The sequence below is a fragment of the Nonomuraea sp. NPDC059194 genome (assembly GCF_042754765.1).
Taxonomy (GTDB): domain Bacteria; phylum Actinomycetota; class Actinomycetes; order Streptosporangiales; family Streptosporangiaceae; genus Nonomuraea.
Map to the genome: position 1 here is coordinate 1 of NZ_JBHZBH010000022.1, position 24,027 is coordinate 24,027.

20 protein-coding genes are annotated in these 24,027 nt (G+C 69.3%); 6 read left to right on the forward strand and 14 right to left on the reverse strand.

All coding sequences use genetic code 11. From position 1 onward, the window contains the following. The first annotated feature begins 159 nt into the window (after positions 1 to 159). Positions 160 to 417 (forward strand): CopG family ribbon-helix-helix protein, encoded by a 258-nt coding sequence (locus ACFXJ8_RS25170; protein ID WP_379646398.1) that lies wholly within the window; start codon positions 160 to 162, stop codon positions 415 to 417. Beyond that, the gene (locus ACFXJ8_RS25175; RefSeq protein ID WP_379646399.1) at positions 407 to 847 is read left to right on the forward strand and encodes a hypothetical protein; all 441 of its coding nucleotides are present in this window, start codon (positions 407 to 409) and stop codon (positions 845 to 847) included. Before ACFXJ8_RS25170 ends, ACFXJ8_RS25175 begins: the two co-directional genes overlap by 11 nt. Before the next feature lie 99 nt (positions 848 to 946). On the opposite strand, the gene ACFXJ8_RS25180 is transcribed toward ACFXJ8_RS25175, so the two are convergent. From ACFXJ8_RS25180 to ACFXJ8_RS25200, 5 genes are all read right to left on the reverse strand, one after another. Further along, entirely contained in the window at positions 947 to 1,936 is a 990-nt protein-coding gene (locus ACFXJ8_RS25180) for a S66 peptidase family protein (RefSeq protein ID WP_379646400.1), read from the reverse strand. Positions 1,937 to 2,114: 178 nt separating this feature from the next. After that, positions 2,115 to 4,499 (reverse strand): ATP-binding cassette domain-containing protein, encoded by a 2,385-nt coding sequence (locus ACFXJ8_RS25185; protein ID WP_379646508.1) that lies wholly within the window; start codon positions 4,497 to 4,499, stop codon positions 2,115 to 2,117. Between the two features lie 120 nt (positions 4,500 to 4,619). Beyond that, positions 4,620 to 4,976: a VOC family protein gene (locus tag ACFXJ8_RS25190; RefSeq protein WP_379646401.1), complete on the reverse strand. Its 357-nt coding sequence runs from the start codon at positions 4,974 to 4,976 to the stop codon at positions 4,620 to 4,622. 285 nt (positions 4,977 to 5,261) lie between these two features. After that, positions 5,262 to 5,678, reverse strand: a complete 417-nt coding sequence (locus ACFXJ8_RS25195; RefSeq protein WP_379646402.1) for a PIN domain-containing protein — start codon at positions 5,676 to 5,678, stop codon at positions 5,262 to 5,264. Further along, positions 5,675 to 5,965, reverse strand: a complete 291-nt coding sequence (locus tag ACFXJ8_RS25200; RefSeq protein ID WP_379646403.1) for a hypothetical protein — start codon at positions 5,963 to 5,965, stop codon at positions 5,675 to 5,677. Before ACFXJ8_RS25200 ends, ACFXJ8_RS25195 begins: the two co-directional genes overlap by 4 nt. Positions 5,966 to 6,356: 391 nt before the next feature. On the opposite strand from ACFXJ8_RS25200, the gene ACFXJ8_RS25205 reads away from it, so the two are divergent. After that, positions 6,357 to 7,757 carry a glucose-6-phosphate dehydrogenase gene (locus tag ACFXJ8_RS25205; RefSeq protein WP_379646404.1) on the forward strand — a complete coding sequence of 467 codons (1,401 nt, stop codon included), beginning with the start codon at positions 6,357 to 6,359 and terminating at the stop codon, positions 7,755 to 7,757. Positions 7,758 to 7,770: 13 nt separating this feature from the next. On the opposite strand, the gene ACFXJ8_RS25210 is transcribed toward ACFXJ8_RS25205, so the two are convergent. Beyond that, positions 7,771 to 8,925 carry a VLRF1 family aeRF1-type release factor gene (locus tag ACFXJ8_RS25210; RefSeq protein ID WP_379646405.1) on the reverse strand — a complete coding sequence of 385 codons (1,155 nt, stop codon included), beginning with the start codon at positions 8,923 to 8,925 and terminating at the stop codon, positions 7,771 to 7,773. Positions 8,926 to 9,252: 327 nt separating this feature from the next. Between ACFXJ8_RS25210 and ACFXJ8_RS25215 the strand changes: the two genes are divergently transcribed. Next, positions 9,253 to 10,275, forward strand: coding sequence for a zinc-dependent alcohol dehydrogenase family protein (locus ACFXJ8_RS25215; RefSeq protein WP_379646406.1), 1,023 nt, complete (start codon positions 9,253 to 9,255; stop codon positions 10,273 to 10,275). Between the two features lie 180 nt (positions 10,276 to 10,455). Here the strand turns inward: ACFXJ8_RS25215 and ACFXJ8_RS25220 are convergent, their stop codons facing one another. Then, a complete protein-coding gene (locus tag ACFXJ8_RS25220) occupies positions 10,456 to 10,743 on the reverse strand; it encodes an antibiotic biosynthesis monooxygenase (protein WP_379646407.1) in 288 nt (95 codons plus the stop codon). Positions 10,744 to 10,830: 87 nt separating this feature from the next. Next, the gene (locus ACFXJ8_RS25225) at positions 10,831 to 11,703 is read right to left on the reverse strand and encodes an MBL fold metallo-hydrolase (protein WP_379646408.1); all 873 of its coding nucleotides are present in this window, start codon (positions 11,701 to 11,703) and stop codon (positions 10,831 to 10,833) included. 259 nt (positions 11,704 to 11,962) lie between these two features. Between ACFXJ8_RS25225 and ACFXJ8_RS25230 the strand changes: the two genes are divergently transcribed. Then, positions 11,963 to 12,439 (forward strand): flavin reductase family protein, encoded by a 477-nt coding sequence (locus ACFXJ8_RS25230; protein ID WP_379646409.1) that lies wholly within the window; start codon positions 11,963 to 11,965, stop codon positions 12,437 to 12,439. 67 nt (positions 12,440 to 12,506) lie between these two features. Here the strand turns inward: ACFXJ8_RS25230 and ACFXJ8_RS25235 are convergent, their stop codons facing one another. Together ACFXJ8_RS25235 and ACFXJ8_RS25240 are read right to left on the reverse strand one after the other, a co-directional pair. Continuing rightward, complete coding sequence (locus ACFXJ8_RS25235) at positions 12,507 to 13,769, reverse strand: hypothetical protein (RefSeq protein ID WP_379646410.1); 1,263 nt, start codon at positions 13,767 to 13,769, stop codon at positions 12,507 to 12,509. Next, positions 13,766 to 14,788: a ThiF family adenylyltransferase gene (locus ACFXJ8_RS25240; RefSeq protein ID WP_379646411.1), complete on the reverse strand. Its 1,023-nt coding sequence runs from the start codon at positions 14,786 to 14,788 to the stop codon at positions 13,766 to 13,768. The genes ACFXJ8_RS25235 and ACFXJ8_RS25240 overlap by 4 nt, the downstream gene beginning before the upstream one ends. A 396-nt stretch (positions 14,789 to 15,184) precedes the next feature. Here ACFXJ8_RS25240 and ACFXJ8_RS25245 point away from each other — a divergent pair, with 396 nt between their 5' ends. Then, the gene (locus ACFXJ8_RS25245) at positions 15,185 to 15,685 is read left to right on the forward strand and encodes a DinB family protein (protein WP_379646412.1); all 501 of its coding nucleotides are present in this window, start codon (positions 15,185 to 15,187) and stop codon (positions 15,683 to 15,685) included. Positions 15,686 to 15,688: 3 nt separating this feature from the next. On the opposite strand, the gene sppA is transcribed toward ACFXJ8_RS25245, so the two are convergent. The 4 genes from sppA to glgB form a co-directional block, all read right to left on the reverse strand. Continuing rightward, entirely contained in the window at positions 15,689 to 17,386 is a 1,698-nt protein-coding gene (sppA, locus tag ACFXJ8_RS25250) for a signal peptide peptidase SppA (protein WP_379646413.1), read from the reverse strand. Positions 17,387 to 17,837: 451 nt separating this feature from the next. Next, complete coding sequence (locus tag ACFXJ8_RS25255) at positions 17,838 to 19,544, reverse strand: S8 family serine peptidase (protein WP_379646414.1); 1,707 nt, start codon at positions 19,542 to 19,544, stop codon at positions 17,838 to 17,840. A 99-nt stretch (positions 19,545 to 19,643) separates the two neighbouring features. Continuing rightward, complete coding sequence (locus ACFXJ8_RS25260) at positions 19,644 to 21,575, reverse strand: S8 family serine peptidase (protein ID WP_379646415.1); 1,932 nt, start codon at positions 21,573 to 21,575, stop codon at positions 19,644 to 19,646. Positions 21,576 to 21,623: 48 nt separating this feature from the next. Beyond that, positions 21,624 to 23,804: a 1,4-alpha-glucan branching protein GlgB gene (glgB, locus tag ACFXJ8_RS25265; protein WP_379646509.1), complete on the reverse strand. Its 2,181-nt coding sequence runs from the start codon at positions 23,802 to 23,804 to the stop codon at positions 21,624 to 21,626. Positions 23,805 to 24,027: the final 223 nt, after the last annotated feature.

Genomic DNA, 24,027 nt, shown 5'->3' on the forward strand with positions numbered 1-24,027 from the left:
CCCGGTGCCTTGAGAGGGGCACGCCGGGTGCGGGAAGCGGTCCGAGGAGACGGGCCGGTCGAAAGACCGGAGCCGCGCCTCGGGCCGACTTCACCAAATCTCGCCGAGTGCGAGACAGCCCGCTTCCGGCCATGGTAGTACCGGGATATGCTCATCGGTATGACCAGCGTGAGAAAGATCTCCGTGTCGATGCCTGAAGATCTCGCGGAGAAGCTTGAGGGCAAGGGCAACCGGTCGGCGTTCGTGGCGGCCGCGATCGAGGAGAAGCTCGCGCGCGATCACAACGCAGCGGTGCTGGCGCGGATGTTCGGTGCCGACTACACGAATGCCGCCGCTGATGACCCTGAAGGCGCCCAGTGGGCAGAAGGGGTGCTGAACCGGGTACGCGCGCGTCGGGAGCAGCCGCGTGAGCGATGAGTCCGGGGCCCAGCACCAACTGGGCGGACTGGTCTTCGACTACAGCGCGCTCGAGTCGATCTATCTCGGTAAGTCAATGCGCGGAGTCCAGCTGATCATCAGTGCGGTTCAGGCCAATGAGACGTTGCACGTCCCTGCAGTGGCGCTCCAGCAGCTCACGGCGACCATGCCGCTGCGCGCGGCCGAGCTCCTGGAGCTGTCTCTCACCATGGTCGCGCCGTTGAGTATCGACCACGCTCGCCGGGCCGGCGAGGTGATGCTGGCCATGGCGACTCGCGCCGGAACTGTCACCCGGGACGCGCCTGTGGAGTACACGGTGTCCGCAGGACATGCTGTGGTTCTCGCCGAAGAGCGTGGGCTCGCCGTCATCACCGCGCAGCCTTTGTTGTATGCGGGCCAACCCGTCGAGATTGAGCCGCTGCCTTCCTGATCGCTTATGAGGTAGTTCGCGGGCTGGGCTGCCAGGGTGCGATCGGCACCCAGGTGCGGGGCCGGCGGGAGATCCTGCGCCCGCCGGCTGCCGTGGCTGTCAGTGGCGGTGCAATGTCAGGCGCGTCTCGTCATCGGTGACGGTCAGGCTGGCTTGGCCGCCGATCGGGATGGTGGCCAAGGGGTGGGTGTGGCCGACGTCGATGTTCGCCAGGACCGGGAGGCCGGTCAGTGCCGGCTGGGAAGCGATGATCTGCTCCAGAAGTGAGCGAGTCATCCTGCTGGCGTTCTGGAACCGTCCGATGGCCAGCCCCCGGATGCCCGCCGCGTCGGGAAGCTGAAGCAGCGACGTCAGGTCTCGGGCGAAGGTCGCCGGGTGTGACTCGAAGTCGTCCTCGACGATCAGGATCGCGCCGTCGAGAGAAGGCATGGAGGGCGTGCCCTGCAGCAGGTTCAGCGTGCACAGGTTGCCGCCGACGATGCGTCCCTCGGCGGTGCCGGGGCGGATCGGCCACCATCCATCGTTGGGGATCAGCTCGCGCTTGTCCTGGTCGAGGAACCAGGCATCGTCGCTCCAGTACGCGGCCGGAGCCAGGGTGATCGGCTCGATGGTGAACATGACATCGGTGAACCACCGCAGGGTCTGCTCGAAGTGATCGCGCATTCCGAACGTCGACCAGTGCGGCCCCGAGTAGGTGACCAGCCCGGTTCGGGCGAGGATGGCGTTCTGCAGGGCGGTGATGTCGGAGTATCCGCACACGATCTTCGGGTTGGCGCGGATCAGCTCCCAGTCCAGGTACGGCAGCAGCTCATTGCAGTTGAAGCCGCCGATGACCGTGAGGATCGCCGCCACCGACGGGTCAGCGAAGGCCTCATGCAGATCAGCGACTCGAGAGGCGATGCTGGAGGAGTCGAGCGCGTCCCGTTCGTCGACATGGCGGCCGTAGGAGACCGTCAGGCCGAGTTCGGCGAACCGGGACTCGATGAGGCCGGTGTGGTCGTGCTCCATCACCATCGCGCGGGATCTGGCGGGCGCCACCACCCGTATGACGTCGCCTTCGTGCAGCTTGCGCGGGAAGATCGCATCCATTGCCAGAGCGTAGCGAAATACTGAGGGCCGGCGAGCCGAAGCCGCCGCCGCGCGCACCAACGGCACCTGCGGGTGGCGGCCGCCGCCTGGCCGTACCGACTGGTACGGCCAGGCCGGTCGAGCGGGCCCCACCCGGCAGGCGGGTGCCCAACGGGTGGAGCCGCAGTTCGCCGGGAAGTCAGGCGCCGACGTAGGCCGCCAGGTGGTCGCCGGTGAGGGTGGAGCGGGCGGCGACGAGGTCGGCGGGGGTGCCCTCGAAGACGATCCGGCCGCCGTCGTGGCCGGCGCCGGGGCCGAGGTCGATGATCCAGTCGGCGTGCGCCATGACCGCCTGGTGGTGCTCGATGACGATGACCGACTTGCCGGAGTCGACGAGCCGGTCGAGCAGGCCGAGCAGCTGCTCGACGTCGGCGAGGTGGAGGCCGGTGGTCGGCTCGTCGAGGACGTAGACGCCGCCCTTGTCGGCCATGTGGGTGGCCAGCTTGAGCCGCTGCCGCTCGCCGCCGGACAGCGTGGTGAGCGGCTGGCCGAGGCTGAGGTAGCCGAGCCCGACGTCGGCGAGCCGGTCGAGGATGGCGTGCGCGGCCGGCGTGCGCGCCTCGCCGGCGCCGAAGAACTCCTCGGCCTCGGTCACCGACATCGCGAGCACCTCGCTGATGTCGCGGCCGCCGAGGTGGTAGTCCAGCACCGATGCGTGGAAGCGCTTGCCCTCGCACTCCTCGCAGGTGGTGGAGACGCCGGCCATCATCCCCAGGTCGGTGTAGATGACGCCGGCGCCGTTGCAGTCGGGGCAGGCACCCTCGGAGTTGGCGCTGAACAGCGCCGGCTTCACGCCGTTGGCCTTCGCGAACGCCTTGCGGATCGGGTCGAGCAGCCCGGTGTACGTCGCCGGGTTGCTCCGTCGCGAACCCTTGATCGCTCCCTGGTCGACCGAGACGACACCCGCCCCGGCGGGGATCGACCCGTGGATCAGCGAGCTCTTGCCCGAGCCGGCGACGCCGGTGACGACGCAGAGCACCCCGAGCGGGATGTCGACGTCGACGTCCTGAAGGTTGTGGCGGGTGGCGCCGCGGATCTCCAGCGTGCCCTTGGGCGTCCGCACCGTCTCCTTGAGGGCGGCCCGGTCGTCGAGATGGCGGCCGGTGATGGTGCCGCTGGCCCGCAGCGCCTCGATGGTGCCCTCGAAGCAGACGGTGCCGCCCGCCGTACCGGCGCCGGGGCCGAGGTCGACGACGTGGTCGGCGATCGCGATCGCCTCCGGCTTGTGCTCGACGACGAGCACCGTGTTGCCCTTGTCGCGCAGCCGCAGCAGCAGGTCGTTCATCCGCTGGATGTCATGGGGGTGCAGGCCGATGGTGGGCTCGTCGAAGACGTAGGTGGTGTCGGTGAGCGAGGAGCCGAGGTGGCGGATCATCTTGACGCGCTGCGCCTCGCCGCCCGACAGCGTGCCCGCCGGCCGTTCGAGCGAGAGGTAGCCCAGCCCGATCTCCACGAACGAGTCGAGGGTGTGGACCAGCTTGGCGAGCAGCGGCGCGACCGACGGCTCGTCGAGGCCGCGGACCCATTCGGCGAGGTCGCTGATCTGCATCGCGCAGGCGTCGGCGATGTTGACGCCCTGGATCCGCGAGGAGCGGGCATCCTCGCTGAGCCGGGTGCCGTCGCACTCGGGACAGGTGGTGAAGGTGACCGCCCGGTCCACGAACGCCCGGATGTGCGGCTGCATCGCCTCCCGGTCCTTGGAGAGGAACGACTTCTGGATCTTGGGGATCAGCCCCTCGTAGGTGAGGTTGACGCCGTCGACCTTGACCTTGGTCGGCTCCTTGTAGAGGAAGTCCTGGAGCTCCTGCTTGGTGTACTTGCTGATCGGCTTGTCCGGGTCGACGAAGCCCGACTCGGCATAGACCCGCACCGTCCAGAAGCTGTCCGACTTCCAGCCGGGGATGGTGAACGCGCCCTCGGCCAGCGACTTGGAGTCGTCGTAGAGCTGGGTGAGGTCGATGTCGGTGACCGAACCCCGGCCTTCGCAGCGCGTGCACATGCCGCCCATGCGGGTGAAGGTCGCCTTCTCGGTCTTGCGGGCGCCGCGTTCGACCGTGATCGCACCGCTGGCCCGGACCGTGGGGACGTTGAAGGAGAACGCCTGGGGCGAGCCGATGTGCGGCTGCCCGAGCCTGCTGAACAGGATGCGCAGCATCGCGTTGGCGTCGGTGGCGGTGCCGACGGTGGAGCGGGGGTCGGCGCCCATCCGCTGCTGGTCGACGATGATCGCGGTCGTCAGCCCGTCGAGCACGTCGACCTCGGGCCGGGCCAGCGTCGGCATGAAGCCCTGCACGAAGGCGCTGTAGGTCTCGTTGATCAGCCGCTGCGACTCGGCGGCGATCGTGCCGAACACCAGCGAGCTCTTGCCCGATCCCGAGACGCCGGTGAACACCGTCAGCCGGCGCTTCGGGATCTCGATGCTGACGTCCTTGAGGTTGTTCACGCGCGCGCCGTGCACGCGGATCACATCGTGGCTGTCAGCGACGTGCAGCGCAGGCGACTGCATGTCCGTCCTCGTGGGCATGCTCATCGTGTCTCCATCTGTTGGGCGGGGGCGCTCACCTGGCGTGATTTGACCGGCTTGAGCATACAGGTGGCCCTTGGGGCGAAGCCGGTGCTTACGACGAACCGATCAGCCCGCGCCTCACCGGTCCTGAAGCAGCCCGAGGACGTTGCCATCGGGGTCGGTGACGGTGGCCACCAGCCGGCCGCCGCCGACGTCGCGCACGGGGTCCTTCACGGTGGCACCGGCGGCGGTCACCTCGGCCAGCTTCGCCTCGATGTCCGGCACGTGCCAGTAGGCCAGCGGTGAGGTCATGCCCTGCGGCCCACCGTTCGGCACCAGCCCGATGTGCTGGCCCGCGGCCTCGTAGCCGACGTAGTAGGGCCCGTCGGCCTGCGGCTCCACGCCGAGCAGGGCGGTGTACACCTTCTTGGCCGTCGCCAGGTCGGAGACGGGATGCAGCACGGTCTTGATCCCCAGGGTGGAAGAGTCGGTCACGATCACTCCTGATGTCGTGGGTCTGGTTGGGCATGTCTGGCGCAAAGAAGTACGGGAAGTCCAGGTCAGGGATGCATCCGGGTCATTGCGCGGGAGAAAGCTCGCGTGATGGTGATGTGCAGGTGTTCACGCTACGTGCGGCTCGGTGGCCGACGCTTCTCCATTCCTGATGGATCTGGTTGCCTGTTTCGCCACGTACGGTGGCATTCCCGTCGTCACGCGCTCGATGCGCCGGGGTTGCCGGCGTCCCGCCGCACTCCGCCCGGTCTGGTCTAACGGCCAACCTCAGACTCTGACGATCTTGATAGTCTTCCCGCAGAGCTTGCTCATGTCGTCCTCGCCAGAGGTCAGGATGAGGGCCGGTTTCACGGCACGGAGCGCGGTGGCCGCCACAATGGCATCGATGCCGTACTTGTGGCCGTGAAGCCGGTTGGCGCGCAGCAACTCGATCGCCTGCGAACAAATGTCTTCGGTCACCGGTTCGACCTTCAGCCGCGAGAGATGCCACTTGAGGCGATCACTCTTCACACGAACGTCCTGAGCCTCGATCGGTGTAATCGCGCTGACGACGACGCGGAAGTCGTTGTCCTGCGCCTCGCGCACGATCGCGGTCACTCGCTGGTCCGCCGCACACCACTTGACGAGGCCTTCGCAGTCGAGGACGACGGTGCCCGCACTCAGCCGGCTCCGTGAGCGTGTCACCTGTCCTCCTCCAGGAGTTCGGGTGCGGATTTCACGCTCCGGAACAGCTCGGCCGCCTCATCGCGCAACGCCTGCGGGATCGGCCCCGAGGCGGCCTCGTTCGCCTGAAGCGCCTCTTCCAGGAGATCGCGCTCGATTTGCCGCTCCACTGCCGCATCCACGTACGCCGAGAACCCGCGGGCTCCGACACGTGCCCTGACCGCGCGGATGTTGCCCGCCCGCAGAGAGACGCTCACCTTGGCTGCTGGACCGTCTCCTGGCCCGAAGTCTCGCTCAGGCATCCTCATGCGACGAGTTTACTACTTGAAGTAGCAATTCGCCTACGCCGGGCTCAACGGCAGATCTCTCGAGCAGGGGAGGGGGTCAGAGTGCCGTTGGCGGCGGAGCGGTGGACTGCCGCGCTGAGCGCCTGCGCGTCGCGGAAGGCGGTGTCTGCTCCGACGCCACGCCATCCAGATGGGGAAACTCGTACGCCGCGGCCGTGGACGCACTCCCGTTGCCAGGGCTACGACGTCGGGTGACGATGGAACCCGAGGTAGCTGAAGCGTGGGTAGGCGCTCGACGGGTACGCAGGGGGATGATCGGGGGCAAGCGTGATGACGCTGCATGGGCGACATGGCCGGGGACCGGCTGCGGGCCGGCCCGTGGGTGGCACCGTAGGTGCGGCGGTGGCCTGACGTGGCCGGGCTCGAGTGGGCCGCGGACGCGCTGGTGATCTTCGGGATCACCGGCGACCTGGCCAGGAAGATGACCTTCCCCGCGCTCTATCGATTGGAACGGCGCGGCGCGCTGACCTGCCCGATCATCGGCGTCGCGGCCACCCATCTGACCACGCAGGAGCTGGTCGTGCGCATGGGCACGGCCGTCGAGGAATCCGGCGAGCAGGTGCACGAGGCGGTGTTGGCCCGGCTGGCCAGGCGGTTGACCTATCTGGCCGGCGACGTGACCGACCCGCAGCTGTACAAGGCGCTGTCGGTGCAACTGGCAGGAGCGCGCCGACCGCTGTACTACCTCGAAATGCCGCCATCGCTGTTCGCGCCGATCGTGGACAGGTTGGATGCGGCCGGCCTCATCGGGGATGGCCGAGTGGCGGTGGAGAAGCCGTTCGGACACGACCTGGCCTCGGCGCGGGAGCTCGGCAACCGCCTGCACCAGGTGCTCAGCGAGCGGCAGCTCCTGCTCGTGGATCATTTCCTGGGCAAGGAGCCGGTGATCGAGATCGAGTATCTGCGGTTCGCCAACATGGCCATGGCCGAGTTGTGGCACCGTACCAGCGTCGAGGCCATTCAGATCACGATGGCGGAGAACTTCGGGGTGGACGGCCGCGGCCGGTTCTACGATGCGGTGGGGGCGCTACGGGACGTTGTCCAGAACCACCTGCTGCAGGTACTGGCGCTGGTGGCGATGGACCCGCCGATCGGAGCCTCGGCCGATGATCTGCGGGACAGGAAAGCCGAGGTGCTCAAGTCGATGCCGCCGGCCGACGTGCGGCACTACGTACGCGGCCAGTACGACGGCTACCTGCAGCTGTCTGGAGTGGCTCCAGGGTCGGACACGGAGACATTCGTGGCGCTGCGGTTGGAGATCGACAGCTGGCGGTGGGCCGGAGTGCCGATCTTTATCCGAGCCGGAAAACAGTTGCCGGTACGCGCCACCGAGGTGCGGCTGGTGCTGCGGCATACTCCCCGGCTGCGGTTCCTGCCCGACGCGGCGCGGGTGGAGGCGAACCAGATCGTGTTGCGCATCGCTCCCGATCCCGGGCTCCGGCTCCAGCTGTCGGCGCTGGACGAGAACGAGGCGTGGCGTCCGGTGCGCCTGGACTCGGTCTTCGCGAAGGAGCTGGGAGTGCCGCAGGCGCCGTACGAACGGCTGCTGTACGACGCGCTGAACGGCGACGACCGACTGTTCGCCCGGCAGGACGCGGTGCAGGAAAGCTGGCGGATCATGCAGCCGCTGGTCGCCTACCCGCCCCCGTTGCACCGGTACCCGGTGGGATCATGGGGGCCACCCGAGGCCGACGCGCTGCTGTCCGGGTACCCGTCATGGCAGCCGCCCTGGCTGCCCGCACCATCCGCCTGAAGGGCGCGCGGTGTCACCAGCGGAGGAGGGCGGCGACGCCCTTGTGCGGGGCCAGGGGCTGGGCGGCTTCCGTGCCGAGGATGGTGACGGAGACACCGCTGTCCAGGGCCGCCTCGATCATGCTTTCGCCGAGGTCGGGCACCTGCTCAATTGCCATGGACTGCGGGGTCTGGTCGTAGTAGAGGTAGCCGTCGCTCCCGCGACCGCCGCTCCAGTGGCCGTTCTCGTCGAGGAGGAGATGGTCCACTCGACCCTCGTTCAGCAGGGCGAGCGTCTGGTTGAGCCCGAGCGTGCCCTTCCCGCCGGACAGCGCCGCGTCCTGCACCCGAGCGACCAGCGCCGCGTCCCGTCGCTCGCGGGTGGCGACCAGCTCGGCGGCCACGTGCTTGGCCACCTCCGGCGCCGGCAGCGTGTCCACGATGGTGTCCACCTGCACGACCTTCATCGGGTGAAGCGCGGCGGCGACGATCTCGGTGAGGGCCGCGTCGCCGATCAGCAGCACGTCGGCCCACGACAGCGCCGTGGCTCGATGACTGATCTCGGGCGCGACCCCGTGCAGGAACCGCCTGAGATTGTCGTCGATCCGCCGCTGGTACCTGTCGACCTGCGTGGAGTCCGTCTGCTTCGATCCGCCGGGACCGGGGCCGCGCATCTGGCGCCAGTCATCGGTGTCCAGGTCGAAGGCGGTCTTGGCGACGTCTTCCGCCACGCCGTACCGGTAGTCGATGAGCCGCACCCCGTCACGCGAGACCAGCACGAGCCCGGCGGGCGCGCTGGTGGCCATCGCGGTGACGAGCGGCCGCACGTACGCCGTCGGCTCCAGCACCGCGCAGTGCTGGATGGACACCTGGAGCGAGATCTTGCGCACCTCCCTGCCGCTCACGGCGGCGAACAGCGCCCGCCCGATCCCCGACTCGGCCGCGTCGACCAGCTCGCGGATGTCCGGCTCCAGCTCCTCCAGCCGGGAGAGTACGGCGGCGCGGCGATCCTTGTCCGGCCAGGAGGCGACCTGATCGCGCATGTCGCTGAGCTCGTTGCGCAGGCGAATGCCCCAGGCGGGCCGGGTCGACGCCTCTTGCCGTGGATCGGCGGTCGTGTACAACGATATGACGCCTACCTCGTCCTTCATGGACACGAGTTCGCGGAGGAAGGTCTGGTCGAATACCACGGTGGTCCTCTCCTTGCGTCGGGATCCCTTCCGACTCTAGGGACCCACAAATGCCCCGAATCCCACCGTTAGTGGATATTTCCTCCACCTTGACCAACCCCACACCCCCTCCTCACGGGTGACCGGGTGCTGCGGTGGCGTCGGGCGCGTGCCCGCCGCGCGAATGCCTCCTGGCCGCCTGACCAGCGTGTTTCATGGGTATGGCCAGCATGCCCGGCCCTGTCGGGGCGCACCTGGGGTGCGCGGGTCTCGCAGATCCCGCCACCGCCGAGCGGGCGTGGGCTGGCCAGAACAGCCTCTGGACAACAGGCTCAAGGAGTGAAAGACATGCGTGGTGTAGTGCTGCACGCCCCCGGCGATGTCCGGGTGGAGGAGATCGGCGAACCGAAGATCACCGCCCCGACGGATGCGATCATCCGGCTGTCGGCGGCCTGTGTCTGCGGCTCGGACCTGTGGCCCTACCGCGGTGTCGAGGCCGTCGACCAGCCCGTGCCGATGGGACACGAGTACGTCGGCATCGTCGAGGAGGTCGGCAGCGAGGTCAAGAACGTCAAACCCGGCCAGTTCGTCGTCGGCTCGTTCGTCGCCTCCGACGGCACCTGCGAGATCTGCCGCTCGGGCTACCCCTCCTCCTGCGTCCACCGCGTGTTCATGTCCCTGGTCGGCACCCAGTCCGAACGAGCCCTGATCCCGCATGCCGACGGCACACTCGTGGCCACCCCGGCCATGCCCGACGCGGAGCTGATCCCCAGCCTCCTGGCCGCCTCCGACGTGCTGGGCACCGGCTGGTTCGGCGCGGTGGCCGCCGAAACCGGCCCAGGCAAGACGGTCGCGGTCGTCGGCGACGGCGCGGTCGGCCTGATGGCAGTGCTGGCCGCCAGGCAACTGGGCGCCGAACGGATCATCGCCATGAGCCGCCACGAGACGCGCCAGAAGCTGGCCAGGGAGTTCGGCGCCACCGACATCGTCACCGAGCGAGGCGACGACGGCGTGGCCAAGGTCAAGGAACTGACCGCAGGGCTGGGCGCCCACTCGGTCGTCGAAGCGGTCGGCACCCAGGAGTCGATGCAGCAGGCCATCCGCTCCACCCGCCCCGGTGGCCACGTCGGCTTCGTGGGCGTCAACCACGACGTCGATCTCAGCGGGGAGGAACTCTTCTTCGCCCAGGTCAGTCTGCTCGGCGGCCCGGCCCCCGTGCGCCGGTTCCTGCCCGAGCTCATCCAGCTGATCTGGGAACGGAAGATCGACCCCGGCAAGGTCTTCGACCTCACCCTGCCGTTGGAGCAGGCCGCCGAGGGATACCGGGCCATGGACGAGCGCCGGGCCATCAAGGCCCTGCTCACCCCTTGACCCCCACTACGCGGGGCCGGTGGCCGCCGTCTCCCATGCCGCGGCAAGAACGCCTCCGAAGAACGCGGGCAAGATGACGCCGCTTGGAGAAACTGCGGCAAAGAGGCAGAACACCCACCGCGGCGACCTCGGAGACGCCGAAGACGGGGGACCAGGCGGCCAACCGTAAGAAAGAGAGCCCTAGGCCGACACGAGTCGAACGATTTCGCGAGGGCGTGATTCGCGCTCGTCAAAGGCGAGATCCACCTCCGGCGCCGCCATCACGGCGGCGAGCGAAGCGGCGGACGCCTCCTCGGACTCCCACTGCACGGTCGAGATCACCGCCTCGCCGTCCGCGGACAGCCAGTAGTCAGCCGAAAGGCAGCCCGGCGTCCGCCGGAACACCTCGGCGACCTGGTGGACGCGTGCGATGAACTCCTCGCGGTGAGCGGCGTGGGGGTAGTGGCTCGCCACCATGCCTACCTTCATGACGATCTCCTTTCGATGGCCGACGTCCGCACCTGTGCGCCGATGCCGGAGCCGGGGGTGTCCCCGCCAGGGACGAGAGCTCTTCAGTCACGACTGCCGCTGCCGGTCCCATTCGGCCATCAGGCCGAAGAGGGAGAACCGGTCAAGGACCGGCTGGTCGGGGTTGATCTCGCGGTAGCGCTGGTAGACGTTGACCACGACCCGCTCGGCGTCCAGCCAGCCGGCGTACTCGGCCAGGTCCACCGTGAACGCCGCCTCCTGGACGTCCATGCCCTTGGCGTAGGCGGTGTCGGCCTGCTCGACGACGCGGCCGAAGTAGCCGCGGACGGCGCGGATCCCGTCGGCGTCGGTCACCGGGCCGTGGCCAGGCACCACGACGGCGGCGTCGAGGGCGAGCATCGTGTCGCAGGCGGCGATCCAGTTGGCGATCGGCCCGCTCCACACGATCGGCGTGCAGCCGACGAACAGCAGGTCGCCCGCGAAGAGCACGCCCGCGTCGGGAACGTGCACCACCGTGTCGGCCTCGGTGTGGGCGGGACCGAGGTTGAGCAGGTGCACCTCCCGCCCGCCCACGTCCAGGACGAGCCGCCGGTCGAAGGTCTGGTCGGGGGCGCGCAGGCGGATGCCGCCGAAGTCGTACGGCCCGAAGCGGTCGCGCAGATACGCCGTGAGCGTCGGCCCGAGGTCCATGATCTGCAGCGCCGTGGTCAGCTCAGGCGCCATCTCGGTGTGCATCTCGTGGGCGGTGCCCTCGGCGGCGATGACGCGCGCCGACTCGGGCAGCAGCTGGCCGCCGTGGGTGTGGTCGCCGTTGGCGTGGGTGAGGACGGCGTGACCGATCGGGTGCCGGTCGGTGATCGGCCGCATGCCGGAGAGCATCTCGGCGGTGAGCGGCAGGTCGTAGAGGGTGTCGACGAGGAGGGAGGCGCCGTCTCCGGCGATGAGGCCGGCGTTGCTCATGCCGTACCCGCCGTCGGGCAGCAATCCACAACACTCTGCGCGAGCACTGCAGGCGATGGCTGGAGCGGCTGCCGCTGCGGCCCGGGCTGTCCGCCGAGGCGCTGGCCGTCACGATCATCGGCGCCGGGATCGGCGTCCACCAGCAGTGGCTGCTGGCGCCCGACCGGGTCGACCCCGACCAGGCGCTGGGTGCGCTGCGCACGCTGGTGGAAGGGGCGGTGCTGCCTGCCTCGTGATCTCCGTGTGCCACAGTGGTCGGGTGAGTGAGTTCACCGAGGCGATGGCGCAGCTCGCGGCGGGGGTCGCCGTGATAACCGTACGAGATGGCAGAGACGACCTCGGTGTCACCGTATCGGCCCTGATGTCCGTCTCCGTCGACCCGCCGCTGGTGCTCGCCAGCCTCGGCAGCCGCGGCTACCTCACCGAGGTGCTCCTGCGGCAGGACCGCTGGGCGGCCTCGCTGCTGTCGGCCGGTCAGGCGGCCATCGCCAGCCGGTTCGCCACGTCGGGCCGGCCGAGCGCCCGTCATCTGGTCGCGGGCGCCCCGCACCACCGCGGCCCGCGCACCGAGGCGCTGGTCGTCGAGGGCGGGGTGGCGGCGCTGGAGCTGGAGACGTCGCAGGTGGTGCCCGCGGGTGACCACACCCTGTTCGTGGCCAGGGTCCTCACCGTCGACTACGTCGACCCCACCCCTCTTCCCCTCGTACGGCTGCGCGGCCGCTACCGCCCGGTGTAGCCATGTCTCCGCCGACCACCGGCTGACCGCCCGCCCGAGCCGGGAGGCCCCTCGAACACCCTCGTGCTCACGACATGTGATCGGCTGATCGGCGCCGCCTGAACCAGTGCCGATGGCTCCGTACGAAGGTCACCACGAAGAGCGCCTGGATGGCGCCCTCGATGAGGATCAGCAGCCCGGAGTCCAGCGCCGGAAGCACCGATCCGCCGTTGAAGCCGTCGACGATGGCGCCGATCGCGCGGAACAGCGCGACGATCGCGATCGGGGCGGCGAACAGCGCGAACGCGGTGAGCGATACCGTGGCGCCGACGACCAGGAAGACGGAGTAGACACGGGTGGCCCGCCGCTCGTGCGGCGCGAGTTCACTGGTCGGATCCTCGACCGGGCAAGGGCGGCGGCGCAGGCGCGCGACGGTTCTGGCGCGCAGGTAGCGGGCGAAGGCGAGTCCGTCGTCGAAGAGGTTGCGGGTACGCAGCAGGTCGCGAAGGACGTAGTACAGGTCCGTGCGCATGTAGACCTGAAGCTGGAAGGGGATGGTCATGAGCACCGCCACGACCAGCGCCTGGAACAGGGCCTTCGTCAGTGACGGCAGGGCCACGTGGGCGATCAGCAGGGTCAGTGACGCCATGAGGAACACGTCCCAGGCCATCCCCGCCAGGTAGACGCGGTACCGGGACCGTCTGGGCACGCCCCACACCGCGGTGACGTCGGTCTGCACGACGAGGTTGTGCAGCCGGGTGCCGAAGCCGATGCGCCCCGGCACGCCGAGCGACCGTGCCGCCATCAGATGCATCATCTCGTGCGTGCTGAGCGTCAACGACACCATCACGGTGTTGACCAGCACCGTTAGCCCGACGTACTCGCTCCAGAAGAAGTCCTCGTAGTGGGGCAGCAGATCGGGCCTGACCACCAGCGTGGCCAGCGCCGCCCCCACGACCAGCAACCATCCGAGCTTCATCGGCCGACTGAAGATCCAGCTCACGTGTCGGTCGGTCAGCCACGGGAAGTGGCTGCGCGGGGCGTCCGCGCCGGGATCGGGCAGTCGGCGCTCGTCCACCGAGTCGACGAAGCCCAGCTCTGTCAGCGCCTCCACGAGCTCGGCGACATCAATCTCCACGTCCTGCTCGGCCGCCAGCCGCTGCTCCACGGCGCTGACCGGCAGTCCCGCGCGCAGGAGCCGGATCGCCTCGCCGTACACGGCGGGCAGCTCGATGAACTCCCCGATCTCCGCCCTGCCCACCACCACGACATCCGGATCGTCGTCGTCCGGACGGGCGATCAGCGGGTGGAAGCCGATCCGGCTCTCGGCGATGATCGGAACGGCGGTCACGACGGTTCGGCTCCGCACGCCGGGCAGTCGTCGTAGTGCGGGATGTCGATGTAGTAGGAGTGGTCCCACATGCCGTAGTTCCAGTGGAAGACGCGACCACGGGCCTGTACGGGCAGGCCGCCGAGGTGGTACATCACCTCGAGGGCGCACAGGTGCCCGCTGATGTTGGCGCTGGCCGCGATCACGGCGTTGGGCCGTTCCTCGGTGAGCGAGCGGCCGTGAGCCTTGAACTCGCGTTGGTCCTCCTGGCGCCGCAGGCACATCCAGCACCCGGTCTGGTGCGGGACCAGGGATCCGACCACGGCCATCGGCCCGGTGTAAAAGCTGACGAACCACGGTGTGCCTGTGCGCAGCGCCGCGTCGTTGGTCCAGAACATGATGTCAGGGTGAGGTTCGTCCGCGCACAGGATGAACACGTCACACTCGTCCATCAGCTGAGCGATGTCATCCGATCCGCCTGCCTTCATGGTGCTTCCGGTGACCTCGACCAGGCTGTTCATCTGGCGCAGCCGCGCGACGGCAGTGTCGATCTTGGGGCGACCGATGTCCGCCTCGGTGTAGAGGAGCTGGCGCGTGAGGTTGGCTTCCTCGACGGTGTCGAAGTCGACCAGGTGGAGGGCACCGATACCGCTGGAGACCAGCCCCGCCGCCACCGCCGAGCCCGTGCCGCCGATGCCGAGCAGACAGACCCGGGCGTCCTTGATCTTGGACTGGACCTCGTACGGCGAGCTGCGCGGAACCGGGTCGATCCAGGCGAAGTAGTTCCTGGCCGGCTCGTAACGCCTGGCCTCCCGCTCGGTGAGATTGACCGGCAGCGGCACGCCGGCGTCCTCCACGAACCCGTTGTCGATCAACCCCGAGATGACCTCACGAACATCCTGCTCATCGACGGCGGGATTGGTTTCGGCGAAGGCGGCGCAGACCTCGTCGACCGTACGGGTGCCGTCCATGAGGACGATCAGCCGGGCTATCGAGCCGTCCTCGTCATCCTGGATCTCGGAGGATATGCCCTGCTGCATGAGGCCGATCATGATGCGATCGCCAGGCAGGGTCATGGGCTGGTGAACGCGCTTGATGCGGGGGACGCGCACGAGAACCTTCCGGGTCACAAGACGTGGGAGGCCGGTCAGGTTCACCCTGACCGGCCAGTGGATCCGTTAGAGATCAGCCACCCTCACGAAGCCCGGTGGTCTCGACCTTCTCGAGTCGCTTGATCTCGAGCTTGATCTTCTTGGTGGCCTTTTTGTCGTCGGTTACCTGATCCAACTTCTCCATGCTGCCTCCCAAAGGAGTCGAGGCCGTTGATCGGTGATCATACCTAGGCGCAAATCCAGATGTAAGGTCGAATTTGACGACAATCGAACACGTACTGTCACCCGATCCCTGACATGCACCAGGTGCACCAGAATGCCCGCATGACTGATTCGAGAATCGATCCCCCCGCGGCCGGCGACGAGCGGGAGCTGCTGACCGCCTTCCTCGACTGGCATCGGGAGACCCTGGCGGTCAAGTGCGCGGGCCTGACCGAGGCGCAGCTGCGCGAGCAGTCGGTCCCCCCGTCGACGATGTCGCTGCTCGGCCTGGTCCGGCACGTGACGGACGTCGAACGCTACTGGTTCCGCCGCATCCTCGCGGGCACGGACGTGCAGGCCGTCTACTGGAGCGACGTCGACGACGTGGAGTTCGACGTGGCCGACGCCTCAGCCGACGAGGCGTTGGCCGGGTGGCGGGCCGAGGTGGAGGCCTGCCGCAAGATCTCGGCCGACCTCCCGCTCGACGCCCTCGCCAAGCGTGACCGCCGCGGCGACCACTACTCCCACCGCTACATCCTCATTCACCTGATCGAGGAGTACGCCCGCCACAACGGCCACGCGGACCTCCTGCGCGAACGCATCGACGGCGCCACGGGGGAGTAGGCGCTAGCGGATGACGAACTCGCCCGGCAGCAGGAGCGGCCCGTAGGCGGGCAGCCCCAGCTCACCCGCGAGCCGGGCGAACGGCCCCCAGGCCTCCAGCCGGACCCTGGCCAGCGCCGCCGCCTTGTCCTCGCTGGACTCCGCCCCGCGCAACCGTTCCAGCGGGTTCAGCCGGGGGTAGGTCCGCACCGGCGCGTCCGCCGCCAGGCCCGCGCGCTTGCGCGCCATCCCCAGCGCGTCCTCGAGGCCGCCGAGCTCGTCCACGAGCCCGTTTTCGCGCGCGTCGGCCCCGGTCCACACCCGGCCGCGGGCCAGCTCGTGCGCTTTCTCCCTGGTCAGGTGGCGGCCCTCGGCGACCTTGCCCACGAAGTCGTCGTAGATGCGGTCGAGCCAGGCGTTGACCCTGTCCCACTCCTCGGCGGAGAACGGCCTGACGGAGGAGAACATGGCCGCGTTCGCGCCCTCCCTGATCAGGTCGGTCGTCACCCCGGCCTTCTCCAGCAGGCCGCCGAGGACCGCCTTCCCGCCGAACACGCCGATGGACCCGGTCAGCGTGCCCGGCTGGGCGACGATGACGTCGGCGGCCATCGAGACGAAGTACCCGCCCGACGCCGCCACATCCCCCATCGACACGATCACCGGCTTGACCTTGCGGGTGAGCACGATCTCGCGCCAGACGGAGTCGGAGGCCACGTAGGAGCCGCCGGGGCTGTCGACCCTGAACACCACGGCCTTGACATGGCCGTCCTTGCGCGCGGACCTGATCGCGGCGCTGACGGTGTCGGAGCCCATGGCGCCGCTGCCGCCCAGAGGGCTGCGCCCACTGCGGCCGAGCCTGATCATGCCGTGGCCGTGGACGAGCGCGATGCTGTCGGCCGTCGGGTGCGGCAGCTTGCGGGCGGTGAGAGCACGGGCGTAGCGGGCGACGTACTGCAGGTGGGCGTCGGCGCCCGCGGCCTGCTTGACCTCGTCGTAGACCTCGTCACGGTAGGCGAGGCGGTCCACGAGCCCCGCCTCGACCGCCTCGGCGCCGATGAAGGGACCCCTGTCGATCAGCTCGCGCACCTTGGCCGGATCGAGCCTGCGCCCCTCGGCCACGCCCGCGACGACCTGCTCGATGATCGACTCGGCGAGCCTGCCGTACGACTCCTTGTGGGCGTCGGTCATGTGGTCTTCGGTGAAGGTGTTGGCGGCGGTCTTGTACTCGTGGCGCTTGCCGACCTCGTAGCCGACGCCGAGCTTGTCGAGCGTGCCCTTGAGGAAGCGCTGTTCGAGCGCGATGCCGGTGAGGCCGACGTCGCCGCTGGGCTGGAGGTAGACGCGCTCGAAGGCGCTGGCCAGGTAGTAGGGGATGGTGCCCTGCCCGAACTCGCCGAACGTCTCCCCGAAGGCGACCGTCAGCCTGCCCGACGCACGGAAGCGGACGACGGCCTCCCGCAGCTCCTGGACCATGGCCAGGCCGAGCGGGGCGCCGCCGATCTTGACGATGAGCGCCTTGACGCGGGAGTCGTCCCTGGCCCGCTTGAGGCCGGACAGCACGTCGGCCAGGCGCGGCTTGCGGATGGAGAGGATCGCGGCGAGCGGGTCCGTCGGCGGGCCCTCGGTCAGCCCCTCGGTGAGGTCCAGCTCGAGGACGAGCGGCGCGGTCCGCCGCTGTCTGAACCGGTCAACGCTGTCAACGATCACCTTGGTCGCGTCCATAAATGTCACCCTAAGCGACGCCCCTCCCCCCGCGAGCGCCGCTCTCCCCACCATCTCGGCCCTCCGTCGGAATCCGGTACGGCAAAGCCGGTCTGGCGCCTCCGTGGTCACCCGGTCCCGTCCGCCGAAGGCGCGCCGCCCAGCAGGACTCCGCTCCCCGCCGTCACGGCGCCCGTAAAGCCCTCACGTGACCGAGATCGTCAAACCCCTCATGTGGCCGCGCCCGTTGAACCCCTCGCGTGACGGCGCCCGTCAAAAGCCTTCCGTAACGGCGCCCGGCCCCGCGCTCCCGGTGATGCGTATCCCTCGACAGAGGCCCGCCCTGCACCCACGGTGGTGCCCGGCCCGGCGTGCCGTACAGACCCGGAAAAGCGCTCGCGAACGCGCCCCTCGGGCACAAAAGCACCGGCCATGCTCGTGAGAAACGAGCATGGCCGGTGAAAGGAGCGGGTCAGGCTGCGGTGCAGGTCAGCGTGGCGGGCGGGGTGTTGGCGCCGCCGCGCAGCTTGCCGTTGAACCCGAACTGCGTCGTCGCGCCCACCTCGAGCTTGCCGTTCCACCGGGCGTTCGTCACGGTGACGTCGGCCCCGCTCTGGGTGTGCTTGCCCTGCCAGAGGGTCGTCACCTTCTGCTGGTCGGGGAAGCTCCAGCTCACCTTCCAGCTCTTGACGGGCAGGCTGCCGGTGTTCTTGACGGTGACATACGCCTGGAACCCGCCCGGCCAGGTGGCCCGGTTGGTGTAGGTGGCGGTGCACTCGACGTGCGGCAGCGCCTTCCACACGTCCAGGCGCGGCGTGGTGACCTGCTTGCCCGCGCTGGTGTAGGTGATCGGCTTGCCCGTCTCCTTGAGCTTGGCGACGATCTCGTCGACGGAGGCGTTGGGCAGCTTCTCCCTCATGAGGGCGAACGCGCCGGCGACGTGCGGGGCGGCCATCGAGGTGCCGCCGAAGCCCGCGTACTTGTTGTCGGGCACGGAGGAGAAGATCGGCCAGCCCGGCGCGAACAGGTCGAGCATCTCGCCGCGGTTGCTGAAGGAGGAGACGTCGTCGGTGCGGGTGCCGACCTGCGGGTACTCGACGTCGGTGGAGCCGACGGTCACCACGTTGGAGACGCAGGCGGGCCAGGAGACCGACGCGTCGTGTCCCTCGTTGCCGGCGGCGACGACGGTGGCGACGCCCTGGGCGAGCAGTTCGTCGGTGCGGGCCTTGAAGTCGGCGCCGTCACCGGTGTCGCAGGCGGCGTCGTACTTGCCGCCGCCGAGGCTCAGGTTCACCGAGACGATGTTGTACTGCTGGGCGATCGTGTTGACGTAGGCCATCCCGGTGAGGATGGAGGAGTCGTAGGCCAGCACGCACGGGGTGTTCTCGGCGCCGCCGCAGTAGTCGGTGTTGGCGAACCTGCTGAACACCTGCACGGGCACGATGGTCGCGCCGGGGGCGACGCCGTTCGAGGGCTCGCGCTGCGTGGGGTGCGACTTGCCCGCGACGATGCCGGCGACGTGGGAGCCGTGCGAGCAGATCCCGAAGGCCGCCTCGCCGGGTGGGATGTCCTTCATGCACGCGTCGGCGGTGGCGCTGGCCGCGCCCGAGCCGATCTGGAACGGCGCGCCGCTCGGGCACAGGGAGGTGGCGCTGTCGGCGGCGTTCTCGGCGGAGAAGCACGCCTCGGCGGCGATGCGGCCGCCGAAGAACGGGTGGTCGCCGTCGATGCCGGTGTCGAGGACGGCCACCGCCTTGCCCGCGCCGGTCACGCCGGCGGCGTGGGCCTTGTCGGCGCCGATGATGGCGGTGCTCCTCACCAGGTTCGGCGAGTTGAGGTGGTCCTCACGGATGGAGACGACGTCGGTCTGGCCGGCGATCTTCTTGAACTCGTCGACGGTGCCCTCGTAGACGAAGAAGTCCAGGCGGCCGGCGAGCGCCTCGGGGGTCGGGGCGACGTTCTCGACGCTGGGGGCGACGGACTCGGCCTTGGCGGCGAGGGACTTGGCCTGCGCGGGGCTCTGCACCTGGACGATCGCCCGGTGCGTGCCACTGATCCGGACCGCGGGGTCGATCTTCTTGATGGGGTCGTCCGCGGCGGCTTGCGCGGGAGCCTGGATGAGCCCGGCAGAAACGGCGGCGAGGGTGGCCGCAGCAGCCAGGAGAGACCGCAGTCTCACTGTGCCTCCGAGGGGGGTGATCCAATTTATGTGGCCTGAGTGTACAGATGTGACATTTGTTGTCAGAAGGGAGGGGATGTGTCGTTTGGGTAACACGCGCTACGCGCCGAGCGAGGTGGCGGCCTTCCTGAGCGCGGCGCTCGACTTCGAGCCGAGCCGTACCTTCTCGGCCGCGTTGACCTTCTCCAGGGACGAGGTCGCGCCGTGGGCCCAGTTGAGCCAGGCCGTCAGCAGCGCCCTGTCGAGACCGGCCCGCGCGCCCTTCGACGCCTTCAGCACCCGATAGGCCTTGCCGAGCGAGGAGGCCTTGGTCAGCTCGGGGAAGACCTTGCTCGTCTTGTGGGCCAGCTTCAGGTAGCAGGTGAGCGTCTCGTCGGACAGTTGTCCGGTGCCGCGGTAGAGCTCCACGGCCCACTGCTTGGCGCTCATGGCGGTGCCTGCCGTACCACGGGTGCACACGGGGGCGGGCGCGGCGGGAGGCGTCACGGTGACGGTCACCGTCACCGTGATCGTCGGCAGCGGAACAGGAGTCGGTCCTGGCGGATCGGCCGGATCCTCGCCCGTCTGCGGATCCTCGTCGGAGGGGACGGGTGAGGGGCCGCTCGCCGACGGCTCAGGGTTGGGCGCGGGGTCGGGGTTGGGAGCGGGGGCGGGGGCGCTCTGGGTGGCGGTGGGCTGCGGCGCGGCCCCCGTCATGGCCGCCGCGAGGTCCAGACGCGGCGTGATCACCTCGGCGCCGTTCACCTGGTAGGCGAACGGCCTGCCGGTCGTCTTCAGCTTGTCGACCAGCGCGCCGATCGGCTGGTCGGGAAAGGCCGCCTTCAGTACGGCGAGCGCGCCCGCCACGTGCGGGGCGGCCATCGAGGTGCCGCTGTGGGTCGCCATGACATCGTCGGGCACCGACGACTCGATCTCCACGCCGGGCGCGAACAGGTCCAGCAGCGCTCCTGTGTTGGAGAAGTCGGCGATCCGGTCGCCGTTGTCGCTGGCCCCCACGGCGACGGCCGAGGAGACGCACGCGGGGAACGACGTGCCCGCGAAGTACTCGTTGCCGGCGGCGACGACCGTCGCGATCCCCTTGGACAGCAGGTCGTCGATCTTCGCCTTGAAGACCTGGCCCTCCTCGGTGCTGTCGCACGTGGTGTCGGACAGCCGTCCGCCGAGGCTGAGGTTCAGCGCCGCGATGGGCGTGGTGGGGGCGAGCGAGGCGACGTGGTCGAAGGCCAGGCGCAGCGACGACTCGAAGGCCATCAGGCAGGCCGCCGCGCCGCACACGTCCTCGTCGTTGACCCTGCTGAACACCTGGACGGCCACGATGCCGGCCCCGGGGGCCACGCCACCGCCGCCCGCCGCGATGCCCGCGACGTGGGTGCCGTGCTCGCACAGGTTCTCGCTGCCGGCAAGGCACTTGGGGGTCTCGGCGTCGGCGGCGCCCTGGCCGACCATCTGGCTCTGGCCGTTCGGGCACAGCGACTCGACGCCGTCGTACTCGGTGGAGGAGAAGCACGCCTCGGCGACGATCCGATTGCCGAAGAAGGGGTGGTCGCGGTCGATGCCGGTGTCCAGGATCGCCACCGCCTGCCCCGCGCCGGTCGCGCCGGTGGCGTGGACCTTGTCGGCGCCGATGACGGGCAGGCTGGAGATGGCGGCGGGCGGGTAGGCGCGGTCGAGGTGGATGGAGGCGACGCGCGGGTCCTCGGCCAGCGCGGCGAGCTCCTGCGCGGTGCCCTCGACGACGATGAACGGCTGGGCGGCAGGCTGGGTCGCCGGCTGCAGCACCACCTGGGCGTCCTCGGCCGCGGCCTGCGCCGCGACCGGCGCGGACTGGGCGGCGTCGGTGAGCTCGACGATGACCCTGGCGGTGCCCTCGGTGACGGCTAAGCCCTCTTCGAGCTTCTCCTCTGCCACCACGGAGGCCACCGCGGAGGTCGGCGACGGCGCCGGAGTGGCGGGAGGTTCACCGGCGACCGCGGGAGCGGCGGGAAGTAAGGCCAGCAGGACCGAGCACACGATCAGGCGTCGAAATCGCACACGTCCTCCGAGGGGTGGTGATCTCGGAGTCTAGAGAGCTTTGTCCGCTTAGCCCAGAGGGTCGGGACCTTCCGTGGAAATCTCGGCCGGGGTGTGCTTCAGCCAGATCGCGCCCAGCGGCGGCACCCGCAGCGTCGTCGAGTACGGCAGGCCGTGGTGCGACTCCTCGAACGCCTCCACCGAACCGAGGTTGCCCACCCCGCTGCCCCAGTAGTCGAAGGCGTCGGTGTTGACCAGCTCCTCCCACCGCCCGCCGTACGGCAGGCCGAGCCTGAACTCCTCGTGCGCACTCCCGCTGAAGTTGACCACGCACGCCACCGCGGACCCGTCCACGCCCAGCCGCAGGAACGAGAAGACGTTGCCCGGCGCGTCGTCGGCGTCGATCCACCTGAACCCGTCAGGCGTCGTGTCCTGCTCCCAGAGGGCGGGCGTCTCCCGGTAGATGGCGTTGAGGTCGCGCACCAGCTTCTGCACCCCGCGATGCCCGTCGAAGTCGAGCACCCACCAGTCGAGCCCGCGCTCCTCCGACCATTCCGACCCCTGGCCGAACTCCCCGCCCATGAACAGCAGCTGCTTGCCCGGATGCGCCCACATGAACGCCAGCAGCGCCCGCAGCTGCGCGAAGCGCTGCCACTCGTCGCCCGGCATCTTGCCCAGCAGCGAGCCCTTCCCGTGGACGACCTCGTCGTGCGAGAGCGGCAGGACGAAGTTCTCGCTGTAGGCGTACATCAGCGAGAACGTCATCTGATGGTGGTGGTACTGCCGGAAGATCGGCTCGTGGCGCAGGTAGGCGAGGGTGTCGTGCATCCAGCCCATGTTCCACTTGAACCCGAACCCGAGCCCGCCCAGGTGCACCGGCCGCGAGACGCCCGGCCACGCGGTCGACTCCTCGGCGATCGTGGAGATGCCCGGTGCCTCCCGGTAGCAGACGGAGTTCATCTCCTTGAGGAACTCCACCGCGTCGAGGTTCTCGCGCCCGCCGTAGACGTTCGGCGTCCACTCGCCCTCGCGCCTGGAGTAGTCGAGGTAGAGCATCGAGGCGACCGCGTCGACCCGCAGCCCGTCGATGTGGAACTCCTTCAGCCAGTAGAGCGCGTTGGCCACCAGGAAGTTGCGCACCTCGTTGCGGCCGAAGTCGAAGACGTAGGTGCCCCAGTCCGGATGCTCGCCGCGGGCGGGGTCGGCGTGCTCGTAGAGCGGCGTGCCGTCGAAGCGGGCCAGCGCCCAGTCGTCCATCGGGAAGTGCGCGGGCACCCAGTCGAGCAGCACGCCGATGCCGCGCTGGTGCAGCGCGTCGACCAGGTGACGGAACTCGTCGGGAGTGCCGAACCGGGCGGTCGGCGCGTAGTAGGAGGTCACCTGGTAGCCCCAAGACCCGCCGAACGGGTGCTCGGCCACCGGCAGGAACTCCACGTGCGTGAAACCCATCTCCTGCACGTAGTCGGCCAGCTGCGTCGCCAGCTCGGTGTAGCCGAGACCCGGCCGCCACGAACCCAGGTGCACCTCGTAGGTGCTCATCGGCTGCTTCCGCGCGGATCTGCGCTCGCGCTCGGTCATCCAGTCGGCGTCGCCCCACTCGTAGGAGGACTGGTCGACCACCGACGCCGTCTGCGGCGGCACCTCGGTCCTGCGCGCCATCGGGTCGGCCTTGTCGCGCCACAGCCCGTCCGCGCCGAGGACCTGGAACTTGTACCGCTCGCCCTCGCCCATGCCGGGCACGAACAGCTCCCACACGCCCGACCGGCCCAGCGAGCGCATCGGATGGGCCACGCCGTCCCAGTGGTTGAAGTCGCCGACGACCCTGATGCCGCGCGCGTTGGGCGCCCAGACGGCGAACGCGGTGCCGTCGACGTCCTCGTGGCGCATCGTCCGCGCGCCGAGCGCCTCCCACAGCCGCTCGTGCCTGCCCTCACCGATCAGGTGCAGGTCGACCTCGCCGAGGGTGGGCCAGTGCCGGTAGGGGTCACGCATCTCGTACGGCTCACCGCCGCCGTAGCGCACCCGCAGGCGGTAGTCGGGGACCTTGTCCAGGCCGGTCACCGTCGTCTCGAACACACCGTGAGCGACATGCTTCATCGGCCGCGACTCGTCGTCGATGACCACCTCGACCTGTTCGGCCAGCGGACGCAGCGTCCTGAACGTGACTCCGTCCTGGCCCAGGTGCGCTCCGAGAATCGAATGCGGGTCGTGGTGCGCCCCGCCCGCCAGACGGTCGAGCTCTGTCCTCATCGGCATGCCTCTCACCCTGCCCTACAGCGACCTTCCAACCCATGCCCTTGCCCGCTCTCGCCATGCGAATTCTGGAGACGGGCATTTCAGAAAAATCGGATTAATCATGGTGATCTGTGTCCGACCTGCGGGCGACCCACCCGCCGCCGGGCGCAGGCGCGATGATCGCCATCCTGGCCATGCTAGCCACCGACGCCCTGAGCGCACGGCAGCCACACCGGCC